We start from the raw sequence: 12,949 nt of genomic DNA on the forward strand, positions 1-12,949 counted from the left end.
GCGAATTACTGAGATGTTTCACAGGAAATTCATGACCGTTTTGGTTATGCTCCCTCAGTTACTATTCCGGCGATTTAACATTGTCAAACAAGATGAGGTAAGGCAGATGCACCTTCAGATGGCTAGTGAACTTAGGTTTCCCATGGGTGCTACGACACCGCTTAGTGAACAATCCTTAGACGATTTTCTGGCTCTTATAAGTAGAGTTTCAGGGCCTCAAAGCCGAAAATATATTTTAGAACTCTTTAAAAAAAATTTTTGCCATGCATCTAGATGTTCTTACTCCCCCAGCTCTTCGTTAGACTGGGCTGAATCAGATATGGTTTCTCGGGCACAAGATGCCGCCAATGATGCCCCCAGCTTTATAGAAGCCGTATATAACTCTCTAACCCAGCTAGCTCAGCTTGATGCAACTGTACCAACAGTAAATCATATCAATCAGATCCTAAGAAAAAATCAAGATCCCTTTGAGATTAATGGTAACGAGTTAACCAGAACAGTAGGTGGTGTTCCAGTGCCTGCACCGTGCGAGTCAACATCCACAACCGTTATACGAGCTTTAGAAGATGCAAAAACATTGATAGGAACTCTAGATTCATCAAGTGCTATTGATCGCGCACACACAGCACTTCATGGATATTTGAAAACACTTTGCTCAGATGCTCAAATTGACCTGCCTAATAACCCCTCTGCATCCACAGCATTTAAAGCTCTAAGGAAAGACCATCCAGCGTTACAGGCATCAGGGCATAGAGCAGAGGATATTACAAGAGTTCTTAATGCTTTTGCTGTCTCCATTGATGCTTTTTCAACTCTTAGAAATAACGCAAGCCTTGCACATGTCAACGAGTTATTAGATGTTCCAGAGGCAACAGCAATAGTTAATGCGATGTTTACTGTTTTTACATATGTACAAGATAGTATGCGTAGGGCTATAAGCTAAATTAACACAATAAAATAATAACTTCACACCTGATAAGATTATAGAAAATAGCAGGTTTCCCAACAGTTCTCATTCCCCCCTCTTCACTCGGCCACCTGACGACTCACATAGAAGGGGCGGCCTTGTCATACATGGCTGCAGCCCCTGCTCGAGCTCGATAGGTTTGCAGCTCATATAGTCCACCGCCTTCTTGGTGAACCGACTGGAACGTGACACAACCAATTTGCTCACTCTCCCAATGGCAACACAACAACTTGTCATTTCTGACAGTGGCAAGTGGGCCTGGACGATCGATACTCAGATTCACTTGAGCAAAGGTACAACATGAATGCATCAATTTGGCGTCTGGCATGAGGGGGGGCACCACACCATACAAGGGCTGCCGATCCTGAAACATTTACTGCGATCACTCCATGGCGATGTGATGGTACGCTATGTCTGCCGTGCCGATACGCCTTGCACCCTGTTCCTGACTATCAAGGATGGCGTGCCATACCAGAAGTTTAAGGAGGGAACTCCGCCTCTGGACTGGCAGTGGTTAGAGAACTCCATCCTTCCCCTTTCAGCCTCATCTCAACCACTGGCCATGATTAAACGGCTAGCATTACGCTAAATGCCAAGCCTCACCCTACCAGATAGCACACACCAACTTTTTCCAGCGGCTCAAACTCCAAAGCCTACTTTCAAGCTTGAGAAGGTGGAGATCGGGCATTCCTAAGAGATTCAGATATGCCCTATGGCAAAGGGATGGCAAAATGAGTGGGTTTATGGCGAGTTTTGGAAACGTTAGGACTGTACATGCTCAATTTGGAAAAAAACTATCTATCTCGAAAATGGCTTATCTTGGTATTGTTTATACTATTTATATGTGCACCGCTCATTTTTTATTTCATTGTTTTTGGCCCAGCATCAGGGTTCAGTATATCTAGAAATGATCAAGCATGGGCTAATTTTGGTAGTTACCTAAGTGGTACAGTTGGCCCATTAATATCAATAGGTGCTTTCATTGGTTTATTCATAACCATAAAACAACAACAAGAGTCATTATCTGTACAAGCAAAACAATTAAATATACTTGAGAAGCAGCGAAAAATAGATAGCATCCAAGCAAACATAAATGAGCAATCAAGAAACATTGACTCTCTACTTCATAGCAAAGTAACTGCAATAATAGGAGGCACTGAGGACTCTCGGCTAAGCCTACTACAAATCATTGTATTCACATCAGAAATTGTCTTTCCAAAAGATCCTGAAATGATGACTGAAGATGAGAGGCATGAGCTATTCCTTCAGCATGAATATAGAAAAAATGCAAATCCAGATATAACTAGACTAGGATTTGAATTCAATCTTCTGTGCAATTACTGGGATTTTTTTGTTTCAAATGGAGGTGATACTTCCGTTATTACCCTACAGAAAAGAAAATATGCTTACGCCCTTACATACTTAAGATATTGCGGCGTGCGATATCAAACTATAGACAAGCATTTTGATTTTCAAAAATTACGTGCGCTATGTATTAATGAGTATCAATTCGAAGACATTTGGCAGCTATTCGATGATTGAGTTAATTAACTTAATTTTATGAAAACAGCGGGTCTCCCCGCTGTTCTACTATCTAACATCACGCCGTCACTGGTCTATCCACATAGAAGGGGGCGGTTTCACCATCCACGGCCAGCAACTCTCCCTCCAGCTCAATCTCGATGGGCTTGTCGCTCATAAAGTCCACTGCCTTCTTGGGGGACAAGCTGGCACGGGGCACCGTCAGTTTGATGGCCTCTCCGCTGACAATACTGCGGCCATCGAGCAACAGTCGCGCCTTGATCTCCGGCTGGATGTTGCCCGCGATGCGGGTACCAGTCACCGCGTTATAGGTACCGCTGACCGTCAAGCTGCCGCCGTCCGCCACCGAGCCACCCTTGATCGCCCGTACCAGCCCGAGCGCATAGTTAACCTCGATATCGGTACCCACTACCAGCGCCGTGGCCCCTTCCTTAATGGCCAGGCCAGTCGAGGCAATATTGCTCTTGCCCAGCTGGGCCCACTTCGGCCAGGCGGGCAGAACGACCGGCAGATCAGTCAGTGTCCCAGCCCCCTGATTGATGGGGCTCTCCAGACCCATAAAGGCAGCGGCCAGCAGCACGGGCGGGATCTCGGTGGTCTTGATGGTGACCATGGCTGGCTTGGGAATGTGGTAGTTCTCCCGCGCCTGACCGTATTGCCCCTTGCGCTTGCTGGGAATCGAGATCTTCTGGCTGTCGGGTTTCACTTCCAGGTTATCCACATCGATGGGGCCAATCACCCCGGCCGAGACCCCGTTGGTAAAGGTCTCGATAAAGAGATCCCCTTCCAGGTGCAGTGTTTCGCTCATCATCGCTCTCCTTTGAATTTCACTCGGGTAGTAAAGGCAAGCGGCAAATAAGCCGCACCGCCGCTGTAACTGGGTTTGACCGGTGGGGTTTCGCGGCGAAAGGTACTATCACCACATGCTCGCCCACTGACGGCCTGCAGGATGCGGCCAAGCCACACTCCGGCACTGACCTCCTTGGGGCTGGCACGATGCACCAGCACCAGCAACCAGAGCTGATCAAAGCTGCTGGCCCGGCCTGACTGGGTGCCTTCGCTCTCACGTTCGCCCTGATAGACCACATGCACCGCCGGACTGTGCTGGCCCAGATTGGCGATGGCCGCCACATCGGTGGCCACAAACACCTCCTTGAGCCCCGCAGGTTTGAGGGGAGCCAACAGCTCACGCAGCCGCTCGCCCGCCTGCAGGTAGTCGAGTTCGGTACCAGACTGGTTGGCAAGCTGGCTCATAGAAAGCCCCCCTTGTCGCGCCCCTGACTCCGGCCAAAGACGCGCCCATCCGACTGCAGTTGAGCCAGGTTCTGGCTCTCCAGGGTGGCCCCATCGGATGCCAACCCCAGCGCCAGTTCCCCCTTGCCAACCGATTTCAGAAAGGCCAGGGCAGCCTCATTGCGCTTGCCTATCTGCTCCGGTGCCTGTTCACCATAGAGACGGTGACGGGCGATATCGGCGCAGATAGGTACCAGGGCACTCGGGATATGGGCCAGCGGCAAGGGATAGCGACCCGCCAGATAGCCATCGATCAAGGCTCCGGCATCCTGCAGGGCGATGGTGATGGCCGCCTGATCCAGCTCACCGGTCGGCGTCATGGCCAGGCGCAGCAACTCAGCCTCGCCAAAGCGGATCACCATGTCATTGACGCTGGCATACATATCACTGCTCTCCGTTCTGGCCAGATGACGGCTCATCCTTGACCGGGTATTGCACTTCGGTCGCGGCGATCGCGGTCACCAGTTCGGCCTTCTTGAGCTTGGCCACCTCCGGGATACCCATCTGCAGCGCCAGCTCGCGCAGCTCATCGACCTTCATCTCGGCCAGCGGCGTAACCTTGCCAGCCAAGGTGGCAACCCCTGCCAGATAGCCCGAACCGGTCAGGACGCCCAGTGTTGCGTCCAGATCCCCAGGCGCCGATGGTGCATCACCTGCCTGAAGGCTGGCGTCTTCAGCCAACCGGACGACCACCAGACGCGGGTCGTTCTCCAGGATCGCGCACTGCTCAGGCGACACAACCATCTCAGACTTGCCCGGTACAATCGGCAGGCCCGCGCGAAAATAGACCTGACGAACTGTTGACGTAATCCCCACTCGAATAGCCAGTTCCATCTCTTGTTCCATCTCATGTTTTCCTCGTCGTATCTGATAGAGAGGCTGTTTAAACCGGGGGTTAAACAGTGCCTGGCAGCTGTTTAACCCCGCTTTAAACAGGCATCACGCAGGGTTAGAGGTAGTCAGCCACCACCAGCTCCAACTTGCCTTTCAGCTCGTTGCTGCTGCTGTTCGACAGCTCTCGCTCCAGCATCTGGGTCGCCAACTTCTCAAGAGAGGGCGGTACCACCAACATGGTGGCCTTCACCCCAAGCTTGCGGCCGCCATCGGCTTGAAACTCCCGCATCTTGGAAAAGGAATCCCACAGAGTGTCGGGGGTCAGCGCCCGCTTGTTGGCAAAGGCCAGTTGCCAGAAGCCAAAGCCTGCAGCATCACGGCAATCGACCCCGTAGCGGAACTCCTTGCGGGTGAACACCGCCTCGTCATCGATCTTGGTCATAGCGACCAACTCCGGTGACTTGCGATCCTGGAAGATGACCGGCTTGAGGGCGCGGCTGGTATCGAGCAGGAACCAGGGCTCCCCTTGGTAACCGGCATCCACCACCACGTTGGCAGTCATCACAGGGGTACCGGTACCATCGGCCTTGGGATAGACCGGGTGATCGGTGTCGAAGAAATACTGGCTGTCATAGCAAGGCGTGGTGAAGCCAGCACCGAGCAGACCGAAACAGAGCTCATCGGGGTGAATGCCCGCCGAACGGCCCATCTCGGCAAACATCGGAGCGTAGATACCCAGCTCATCATCTGCGATATCGTTGCGATCGACAGCCACAGTGGCCTCGAAGTCTTCGTTGACGATCTGGTAACCGTGCGCCTTCATCGACTCGATCACCCGATCACCGACCCACTTGCGCAGACTGGGGAACTTGCCCAACCAGCCATAGGTGTTGGACTTGGTGGTCGATTTGATCACGGTGGCGATCTTGGTGTACTGGGCAGGCGCTTCACTCTTGGCGTCTTCAAAGTTCTTCTTGAAGCCGGTGAAGAGGGACTGCAACAGCGCGGGTGTAATCATGGCCATACGGGTGTTCCTTCTCTGGATAAATGGCTTGGTAGGGTCTGCGCTTAAGCCTGCTTGGCCTTGGCAAACTCCTCGTAGCTGATACCGAGCTGGTCGGCGGCATACTTGTCATCCGCCGAGAGCACAGCCTCTCCCTTCTTCTCGGGCAGGGTCACCTGAGTGGTCTGGCTGGCGGCCAGGGCGGCAATCGCCGGACGGGGATCCAGCAACGCCTTGAGGGCAGCTACCCCTTTCTGGGAGGCATAGGCGGTCAAATACTCCTCTTCGGCGGCCACCACCTTGCCCTGGGTACGGGCTTCCTTGATCAGGGTTGCGGCATCCGTGGTTTCCACCTTGGCGCTTAAACTCGCTACCTGTGCAACCAGGGCGTTATAGGTCGCCACCGGAACGTACTTGGCCAGGTCAATCTGGCCACCCTGTTGCACCGGTTGGGCTTTGAGAGCAGCCAGGGCGGCTTCAGCGCTGGCGGTTTTGCCTGCCGCGCTTTGCAGGGTATCGAGGGCCGACAGCGCAGCCTGCCCCTGTTCGACGGTGAGCTCGCTGCCCTCTTCTACCTGAATGCCCAGCTTTGCCAGCAGGGCGAGCATTGCCTCGTTCATGGGTATCTCCTTGGTTACAGTGGCCAACTGGCCGGATTGATTGGTCTTGGGAGGTAAAGCACTGAGAGCTGCCAGAGCCTGCATACCCACCACACCGGGATCATTGGTGATGGCGGCCATCCGCAGTTCCAGCGGGCGGCCCTTGGCGTCATAGGGAAAGACGGCAGAAAGGAATCGGTACTCTTTGGCGGCCACCATGGCAGCCGCACGATCCGTCCAGCGCGGTTTGATAAAGAGGCCCTGCCCCTCGCGCCATTCGATCTCCTCACCGTTGAACCAACCGGCTGCTGGGGCCTCCTTGCCAGTCTTTTCGATATGGAGGGTCTGGTGGTCGTAGTCGATCAGGATGTCTTGCCCGAGCGCTTTGGCTCGATTGATCAGGGTGGTGGCGATGCTCTTGTCGAGCTGCCAGTGACCACCAGGAACATCAAAGGGACGGCCATCGCGGGCCTTGAACGGGCCGACCGGCAGCAACTGGTGCCAACCGTTGTCGCTCGGGCCAAGGGCTGCATCGAGCACGGCCAACCCCAGGGCGGTTGGTCTTGCATTCAAGATGGCCACGGCAATGGCGGAACTGGTGGCAGATAGGGGCATCACTCTCACTCCGGCTGGTCACAGCAAACCTCATTGCGGCCAGTGTCATCGAACTGAGAATTGGGTGGGGTTTATGGTGGGTTACTGCATCACGGGATGGATCGGAGGGTAAGCTGGGGGGCGGCGATACTGTTTAATGGTGTTTAAACTCCATTTTCCTGACCTATTCAGAGGGTAGACATGCCATCGTAGCCGCAAGGGGGCACCAGAGGCGCCCAGAAGCTCACGGAGCCTCGATGACCAAATATCCCGCCAGCGTCTCCAGCACGCTCTGTTTATCCCCGTCTGACAGCCCCAGAACACGGCGCTCTGGCAGGTTGATCTCTGGGCGCCCGAACTGGTGGGCGGCACCGTATACCATGGGCGTACCAAAGTAGAGGGCCTGGGGATCAACCTGATAGTCGAGGGTATCGCGCAGATCGTCGTTCAGACGCAGTATCTCATCGGCATGACGCGGCTTGCGGGCACGGTACTTCTCCGAGAGCGGGGCCCAGGGCTCACCTTCCGGGCTCTCTTGGGCATCCCAGCGATCCCGGTGTGACAGCAGCAGCCCTTCACCAATATCGGCCAGTGGCTCACTGAGATCACCGGTTTTCTGATAGAGCTTGGCCAGCAGTTCGTGGGCATCAGCCACCCCATGGTGGCTGATGGCAATAAAGCTACCGGCCATCAGAGCTCATCCTCAAAGGTGGTCATATAGTGCAGCGCTTCTTCATCTGCGTTAGCCATCGCGGCCTCCCAGAGATCCCCCATCAGGTCAGCTTCCTCATCACGGGCTTGCTCACACAAGGCATCCAGCGCCTTGGCTTGCGCCAGGGTAAAGGGGCCATCCTGTGCCAGCAGGGCGCTGGCTTGTTCCAGCAAGGTCATCATGTCGCTCCTTTATTTTTTGATCTCCGGGGCCACTAGCGGCCGCCTTTGGTAGTGGCTGCCGTTGCTTTGGCCAGCATAGCCTCCACCCCCTTGGCCAGTTCGGGAAAGTGCTCCAGCATGGATTCCCTCGCCAGCACCCAGGCGGCAAACGCCTCGGCAGCCATCTCTTTGCCATTGGTTCCGGCATATTCGGTAATCAGGCCGATACCGGTGAGATTGGGCTCCCCGGCCCAGAAGTGAACCTGATGGCCGAGCTCATGCAACCAGGTCGAGATCCGCTGGGCCGATTCCCCCAGTTTATCGCCTACATTGGCCGACACACTCCAATGACGGCGCAAGGCTTCACCACTGGCGCCTCTTGGTAGTAATTGGCGCGGGCCGCGATTAGCATGGGCATCAGCCAACACATCGGCAGCCGCCGCTTGCACCGCCTGCATATCCACCGTCTTCAAAGTATCGCCCCCCTTTACCTTGATAACCAGATGATCCCAGCTGGTTGCGGTAAAGCCGTTGACCCTGCTGGCCCGGCGCGAATAGTAAAAAGAGCGTACCAGATAGGGATCTTTGCCCAGGTAATCAGCAATAGCCTGGGCAACCTTGAGCCCTGCCGCGCCCTTCCCCATTTCGGTCTGCTTGATAAACAACGTTTTGACCGGATGCGCCTTGAGGAACGCCGCCAACGGTTCGCGCTGGGGGGCTGGCAACTTGGCCAGCAGATCACTCAAACCCTGTGCAGTGACACCTTTAACGCTAGAGAAGGCGCTATCCACCATCCGCTCTGGCAGCCGCTCGGCCAACGCTGGCTTGGCCGCTTCGCGCTTGGCCACCACCTTGGTCAGCTCTGCCGGAGTCTGGGGGCGATAATCAAAGCCGGGGTCGATACCTCTGGGGATCTTGTGCAACTCCCCGGTGGCCTTGTCCACCCACTCATATTCGCCATCGTCCGGGGCCTTGCCGACCACCAAGCCGCGCCGCTTGAGATCGACCTCGGAGAGCAAGAACTTCTTGCACTTGCAGCCATAGCCATTGCTCGGGCTGTGTGTCTCCCACCAGGGGTGATCCACCGGCAGCACCAGGTTGTTCCACTTGAGGTGCAACTCCCTGGGGTGCTCGGAGTCCCCATGACGATAGAGCGCATAGGGACGTTTGTGCTTGATTCGCTGGATCTGCTCTTCACGCCCGGCGTTATAGCTCTGGCGCAGGTTGGTCTCGAAGATAACCTGCGAACGCCAGGACGCGGGCCCGGTATGCTCCCAACCGTGGCGGGCCACAATCTCCTTGAACGCCTTCTGAAAGGCCCCGATGGATTGCCCTTCACTGATCGCCTTGTCTACCGCCCCGCGCAGGTCAGCTAGCAGATCGCTCTTGGTGGCTCCCGCCACCATAAAGGCGCGGTTATGGGCATCGCGCCACACATCGGCCCAGCGTTCGCTCGGCATATCGAGCTTCTGGCGAAAGAAGGCGATCGCCTCGGCAAAGGGCAAAGAACCATAGCGAACGGGCATCAGCGCCCCTCCTCCATCTCAAGCATCCCGAGCAGCTCGCTGGCGGCGATGGCTTGCGCCATCAGCGCCCCCAGTTCGTCATGGCTGAGCTCTGGTTCCAGTGCCAACAAGCCATCCCGGATCTCTTCCAGGGTAGTGGCTTGCATCACCAGCGCCTGGACAGCATCGGTCATCCCCGCCAGCAGAGGGGCCGCCTCGGCCTGCAGTCGGGTCAACTGAGCATCGTTGTTATCCCCCTTGTCGGCCTCACCGTTACTTGCAGCCAGCGCGGCCAGCCCCTTGTTGGCAAGCTGTGCCTTGAGCGCGGCCTCTCCCTGCCCGGCCTGCTTGTCCACGATGATCAGTACCTCTTCCCCCTCCTTGGGGGCCGGGATCTGCAGCTTATCCCGCACCCACTGCGCCGGGATCTGCATTCCCATCCCCACCAGGGCCCGCAGTGGATACGCCAAATCGCGCATATCCTCTGGCTCGGTCACATCAAACTCCAACCGGGGGCAGCGGCGCGGCCCCTGGTAGCTCTTGCCGTTCAGGGCATAGAGCGGATAGACCAGATCGCGGCTCAGGGTAGCGGCCAGCTGACGCAGGTCGGCATCCCGTACCTCCTGGCGCACCTCGTTATGGACATTGCCCAGGGCATTGGTCGAGCTCTTGCCATCGGCCTGTGAGGTCAAGGTGCCCCCCAGAATAGCCTTGCTCATGGAGCGCTCGCACCAATCCATCATCACCACAAACGGATCAGCCTGACCACTGGCGGCGTTCTGGAACTCAATCTCCATCCCGCGCGGAATAATGCCCCCGGCGTTATGACCGATGGAGAGCACCGCCTGCAGCAGGGTGGCCTTCTCTTTCTCGGTCGCTCCTTCCGGGTATTTGCCAAGGCGCACCGGCAGGCCGTAGATCTCCAGAAACTCCGCCAGATCCCGCACGCTGTAGTTCTTGAACAGAAACGGCCAGATCAGGGTACGGACAAGGCCGGTGCGGGCCAGATATCCCGATTTGGACTTGGCCTTGTGCAGCAGCCAGCCAAACGGGTTGAGGGCTACCCCTTCATGGCTGTTATCACGCAGCCGCAGCTGGTTGCGATCGTCCGGGTGGGTCTGAAACCAGGCGGGATCGCGCCAGATGATGCCCTTGGGAAGCTGCAACCCCTCCACCAGCTCCCAGCCGCTGAACTCCTGGGCACTGAACCCCTTGAGGATCCCGTCGGTGGCGTCAAAGATGGCATCATCCAACCAGGTGAAGTCCTCCAGCAGCTCCCGGATAAGCTCGGCATCGCGCTTCTCAGCCGGGGTGGCATTGCGAGGCGGCTCGATTGTCCAGCTCACCCCAAGCAGGGCACGGCGGCGTTTGCCGAGCTCACTCTGCAGGTGGGCATCCTTCTCCTCCATGTCTTCGGCCAGCTCGCACTGGGCGATCAGGCCCCCTTCCTCGGCCTCTTTCAGTGCAGCAGCCGCTTTGCCGGGGGTTAGCCCGATGGTCGGGTGATCGCTGTAGTGACGGCGCAGTTGGGCCAACTTGGCATCGTTCTCGGTCTGCGGCTCTTTTTCCAGGCTCATGGTTTTGCCATGGATATCAATGATCCTGCCCATTACCAGGCTCCTCGCTCATATCGGTGATAGTCATCGTTGTTGTCGCTGCCATGGTCATCACGTTTACCTGGTAGTGGGGTGAACTCGATGGCGCCCCCCTCCATCCAGCTGGCCCGCACCGCCATGGCCAAGGCCACCGCAAAGTCACCGTGGCGCTGTTGGCCCCCTTGGCCGGTGTTCTTGCCCTTATCGATCTTGGGGATGCCGTTGATGACCTGGATTTTCCCCAAGTCATCCTGCACGTCTGCATGGCGCGGGATGGTCAGGTTGCCATCCTCAAACTCTGCCTTGAGCTTGGGCATCCACTCCCGATACCAGGGGTCATTGAGCATCACGCACTCGATCATGCTGGCGCCCCAGCGCAAGCGGGCCGCCTCTGCCAGATAGCCGCCGTTACCGGTGGCATCGAAGGCCGCCGCCGTGAAACGGTGCAACCCCTGCAGCAGGTAGAACAGGATCTGGCGCTGACTCTCATAGGGGGCATTGACCAGCTCCACCACAAAGGGCACCCGTTTGCGCAAATTGGTGGCGCTGGAGAGTGGCACGAAAACCGACAAGTCCCCTTTGCGGGCGAAATCTTCCCCCAGCACATGGCGACAACTGCGATCGAGCGCTTCCAGACAGGGCTTGAGGTTCTCCTCGCACCAGATATCTACCACCGCCTTACGGGTCTCCTCGCTCTGTAGTTCGAAGTCTTTGGGGGCGGTAAAGCGCAGGATGGGGATATCCGGTTGCATCGCCCGCTCGATCAGGGTGCGCTTGATATAGACGCCGCTGCTCTGCTTGGGTACGCAGAAATACTCCTCAAGGGCATCCTCTTCGGTGGCGGTGGCCTTGAGCAGCCCCGCCTTCCAGGCGTCCTCTGCTTCCTGTGTCCAAAGGCCGCCCTTGACCTGGCAGATCCGGCGATAGAGCCCCTGGCGGCAAGCATCGTCCAGGCTGATGGTATGGATGGAATACTCTTTACGGCCCGATCGGCTGTCGTTGATGAGCTGGTTAAACAGGTTATCGACGCCGTTATGGGTACTGATCAACCGCACCTTGGCGCCCCACATGGTCAGCGCCATGGCGGCCTTGAGCACCTCGGCCAGTCGGTCGTGGAAAGCGGCCTCGTCGATGGTCACATTGCCCTGCATCCCCCGCAGGTTGGAGGGGTTGCTGGAGAGCGCCTGCACCTTGAAGCCAGAGGCGAAATAAACCACGAAGGTGAGGATCGCCTTATCCTCGTCGTCGGTGAACACCTCCTCCTGGATCTCACCGGCCGCCTTGTTGTACGCCTTGGCCCACATCGCCACCGCATCGATAAACTCGCGGGCCATCTCCTTGTTGCTGCCAACATAGAAGTGATGGCAACCGCCAGCCGTCTTGGTCTTGGAGGCCGTCAGGGCAGCATCGGCCGCCTCCGCCCAGGTGATACCGGTACGGCGGCTCTTCTCGGCAATCTTGAGCGGGCTCTCGTCGGCAATCCAGATCCGCTGGTACGGCAGCAACACCTCGTCGGGGTTGTATTCGGTACCCAGGGTCTGGGCCAACTGCTGGGCGATCGTGCTCATCAGGCAATCCCCAATATTTCACGGCGAATGGCGGCGGCGGCCTCACCACTCAAGCCCGCCTGAGTCACGATGGCTTCGGTCTTGGCGGCGATCTCTTCGGCAAATGCCTGGCGGATCTCTTTCTCCCGCTTATGACTCTGCATGGCGGTCGATTCGAGCCGCTGAGCCGCCAACATGGCATTTTTCAGCATGTCGATATCCACCGCCTCCTCCGGGTTCTGCACCTGAGCCAGCATCGCCTTGAACAGCTGGGAGCGGCCCAGCTCCAGAATGAGCTTGGTGGTCTCCCCCATCGGCTTGTCGCCAAGCTGGGAGGTCAAGGCGGCCGTGGTTTCGCGCAAATCCCGCAGGTGCTGGCCGACCTGTTCAACCTGGCTGGCATGACGGCTTAACCCGGAGCGGGATAGCTTGAGCTCATCGGGCAAGCCCGCCTCCTCGATCAGGCCGTTGATTTCATCCAGGATGGCGGCCTGGCTGTTGCCCTTATCCCGCAGCATCTCGTTGAGCGCGTTGCGGATAGATTCAGGCAGCAGCCACACCTTGCTGGCGCGGCCTCGGGTCGGTTTATCGGCCATG

At 57.0% G+C, this 12,949-nt stretch carries 14 protein-coding genes; 2 read left to right on the plus strand and 12 right to left on the minus strand.

The window, feature by feature from the left end:
- Positions 1-118 precede the first annotated feature (118 nt).
- Together AACS18_RS16910 and AACS18_RS16915 are read left to right on the plus strand one after the other, a co-directional pair.
- Positions 119-943 (plus strand): abortive infection family protein, encoded by an 825-nt coding sequence (locus AACS18_RS16910; protein WP_181363310.1) that lies wholly within the window; start codon positions 119-121, stop codon positions 941-943.
- Positions 944-1,741: 798 nt separating this feature from the next.
- Positions 1,742-2,509, plus strand: a complete 768-nt coding sequence (locus tag AACS18_RS16915) for a hypothetical protein (protein WP_146184786.1) — start codon at positions 1,742-1,744, stop codon at positions 2,507-2,509.
- Positions 2,510-2,567: 58 nt separating this feature from the next.
- Here the strand turns inward: AACS18_RS16915 and AACS18_RS16920 are convergent, their stop codons facing one another.
- From AACS18_RS16920 to AACS18_RS16975, 12 genes are all read right to left on the minus strand, one after another.
- Positions 2,568-3,317 (minus strand): phage tail tube protein, encoded by a 750-nt coding sequence (locus AACS18_RS16920; RefSeq protein WP_108612795.1) that lies wholly within the window; start codon positions 3,315-3,317, stop codon positions 2,568-2,570.
- Positions 3,317-3,763: a phage tail terminator protein gene (locus AACS18_RS16925; protein ID WP_108612796.1), complete on the minus strand. Its 447-nt coding sequence runs from the start codon at positions 3,761-3,763 to the stop codon at positions 3,317-3,319. Before AACS18_RS16925 ends, AACS18_RS16920 begins: the two co-directional genes overlap by 1 nt.
- Positions 3,760-4,221: a gp436 family protein gene (locus tag AACS18_RS16930; RefSeq protein WP_258228753.1), complete on the minus strand. Its 462-nt coding sequence runs from the start codon at positions 4,219-4,221 to the stop codon at positions 3,760-3,762. Before AACS18_RS16930 ends, AACS18_RS16925 begins: the two co-directional genes overlap by 4 nt.
- The gene (locus AACS18_RS16935) at positions 4,187-4,648 is read right to left on the minus strand and encodes a Rho termination factor N-terminal domain-containing protein (protein ID WP_108612798.1); all 462 of its coding nucleotides are present in this window, start codon (positions 4,646-4,648) and stop codon (positions 4,187-4,189) included. The genes AACS18_RS16930 and AACS18_RS16935 overlap by 35 nt, the downstream gene beginning before the upstream one ends.
- A 103-nt stretch (positions 4,649-4,751) precedes the next feature.
- A complete protein-coding gene (locus AACS18_RS16940) occupies positions 4,752-5,660 on the minus strand; it encodes a Mu-like prophage major head subunit gpT family protein (protein ID WP_108612799.1) in 909 nt (302 codons plus the stop codon).
- 44 nt (positions 5,661-5,704) lie between these two features.
- Positions 5,705-6,853: a phage protease gene (locus AACS18_RS16945; protein ID WP_108612800.1), complete on the minus strand. Its 1,149-nt coding sequence runs from the start codon at positions 6,851-6,853 to the stop codon at positions 5,705-5,707.
- Between the two features lie 223 nt (positions 6,854-7,076).
- Positions 7,077-7,523, minus strand: a complete 447-nt coding sequence (locus AACS18_RS16950) for a phage virion morphogenesis protein (RefSeq protein ID WP_108612801.1) — start codon at positions 7,521-7,523, stop codon at positions 7,077-7,079.
- Positions 7,523-7,726, minus strand: coding sequence for a hypothetical protein (locus tag AACS18_RS16955; RefSeq protein ID WP_308810800.1), 204 nt, complete (start codon positions 7,724-7,726; stop codon positions 7,523-7,525). Before AACS18_RS16955 ends, AACS18_RS16950 begins: the two co-directional genes overlap by 1 nt.
- A gap of 32 nt (positions 7,727-7,758) precedes the next feature.
- The gene (locus AACS18_RS16960) at positions 7,759-9,231 is read right to left on the minus strand and encodes a phage minor head protein (RefSeq protein WP_108612803.1); all 1,473 of its coding nucleotides are present in this window, start codon (positions 9,229-9,231) and stop codon (positions 7,759-7,761) included.
- On the minus strand, positions 9,231-10,820 hold the full coding sequence (locus AACS18_RS16965; RefSeq protein ID WP_108612804.1) for a DUF935 domain-containing protein: 1,590 nt from the start codon (positions 10,818-10,820) through the stop codon (positions 9,231-9,233). Before AACS18_RS16965 ends, AACS18_RS16960 begins: the two co-directional genes overlap by 1 nt.
- Positions 10,820-12,373, minus strand: a complete 1,554-nt coding sequence (locus AACS18_RS16970; protein ID WP_108612805.1) for a terminase large subunit domain-containing protein — start codon at positions 12,371-12,373, stop codon at positions 10,820-10,822. The genes AACS18_RS16965 and AACS18_RS16970 overlap by 1 nt, the downstream gene beginning before the upstream one ends.
- Positions 12,373-12,948: a DUF3486 family protein gene (locus AACS18_RS16975; protein WP_108612806.1), complete on the minus strand. Its 576-nt coding sequence runs from the start codon at positions 12,946-12,948 to the stop codon at positions 12,373-12,375. Before AACS18_RS16975 ends, AACS18_RS16970 begins: the two co-directional genes overlap by 1 nt.
- Between the last annotated feature and the right edge of the window lies 1 nt (position 12,949).

This window comes from Aeromonas sp. HMWF015 (genome assembly GCF_963878965.1).
GTDB classification, from domain to species: domain Bacteria; phylum Pseudomonadota; class Gammaproteobacteria; order Enterobacterales; family Aeromonadaceae; genus Aeromonas; species Aeromonas veronii.

Coding starts and splice junctions, on each gene's coding strand:
- AACS18_RS16915 (WP_146184786.1), top strand. CDS start 1,742: ATGCTCAATTTGGAAAAAAACTATCTATCTCGAAAATGGCTTATCTTG.
- AACS18_RS16970 (WP_108612805.1), bottom strand. CDS start 12,373: ATGAGCACGATCGCCCAGCAGTTGGCCCAGACCCTGGGTACCGAATAC.
- AACS18_RS16950 (WP_108612801.1), bottom strand. CDS start 7,523: ATGGCCGGTAGCTTTATTGCCATCAGCCACCATGGGGTGGCTGATGCC.
- AACS18_RS16925 (WP_108612796.1), bottom strand. CDS start 3,763: ATGAGCCAGCTTGCCAACCAGTCTGGTACCGAACTCGACTACCTGCAG.
- AACS18_RS16955 (WP_308810800.1), bottom strand. CDS start 7,726: ATGATGACCTTGCTGGAACAAGCCAGCGCCCTGCTGGCACAGGATGGC.
- AACS18_RS16945 (WP_108612800.1), bottom strand. CDS start 6,853: ATGCCCCTATCTGCCACCAGTTCCGCCATTGCCGTGGCCATCTTGAAT.
- AACS18_RS16935 (WP_108612798.1), bottom strand. CDS start 4,648: ATGGAACAAGAGATGGAACTGGCTATTCGAGTGGGGATTACGTCAACA.
- AACS18_RS16940 (WP_108612799.1), bottom strand. CDS start 5,660: ATGGCCATGATTACACCCGCGCTGTTGCAGTCCCTCTTCACCGGCTTC.
- AACS18_RS16920 (WP_108612795.1), bottom strand. CDS start 3,317: ATGAGCGAAACACTGCACCTGGAAGGGGATCTCTTTATCGAGACCTTT.
- AACS18_RS16975 (WP_108612806.1), bottom strand. CDS start 12,948: ATGGCCGATAAACCGACCCGAGGCCGCGCCAGCAAGGTGTGGCTGCTG.
- AACS18_RS16930 (WP_258228753.1), bottom strand. CDS start 4,221: ATGAGCCGTCATCTGGCCAGAACGGAGAGCAGTGATATGTATGCCAGC.
- AACS18_RS16960 (WP_108612803.1), bottom strand. CDS start 9,231: ATGCCCGTTCGCTATGGTTCTTTGCCCTTTGCCGAGGCGATCGCCTTC.
- AACS18_RS16910 (WP_181363310.1), top strand. CDS start 119: ATGGCTAGTGAACTTAGGTTTCCCATGGGTGCTACGACACCGCTTAGT.
- AACS18_RS16965 (WP_108612804.1), bottom strand. CDS start 10,820: ATGGGCAGGATCATTGATATCCATGGCAAAACCATGAGCCTGGAAAAA.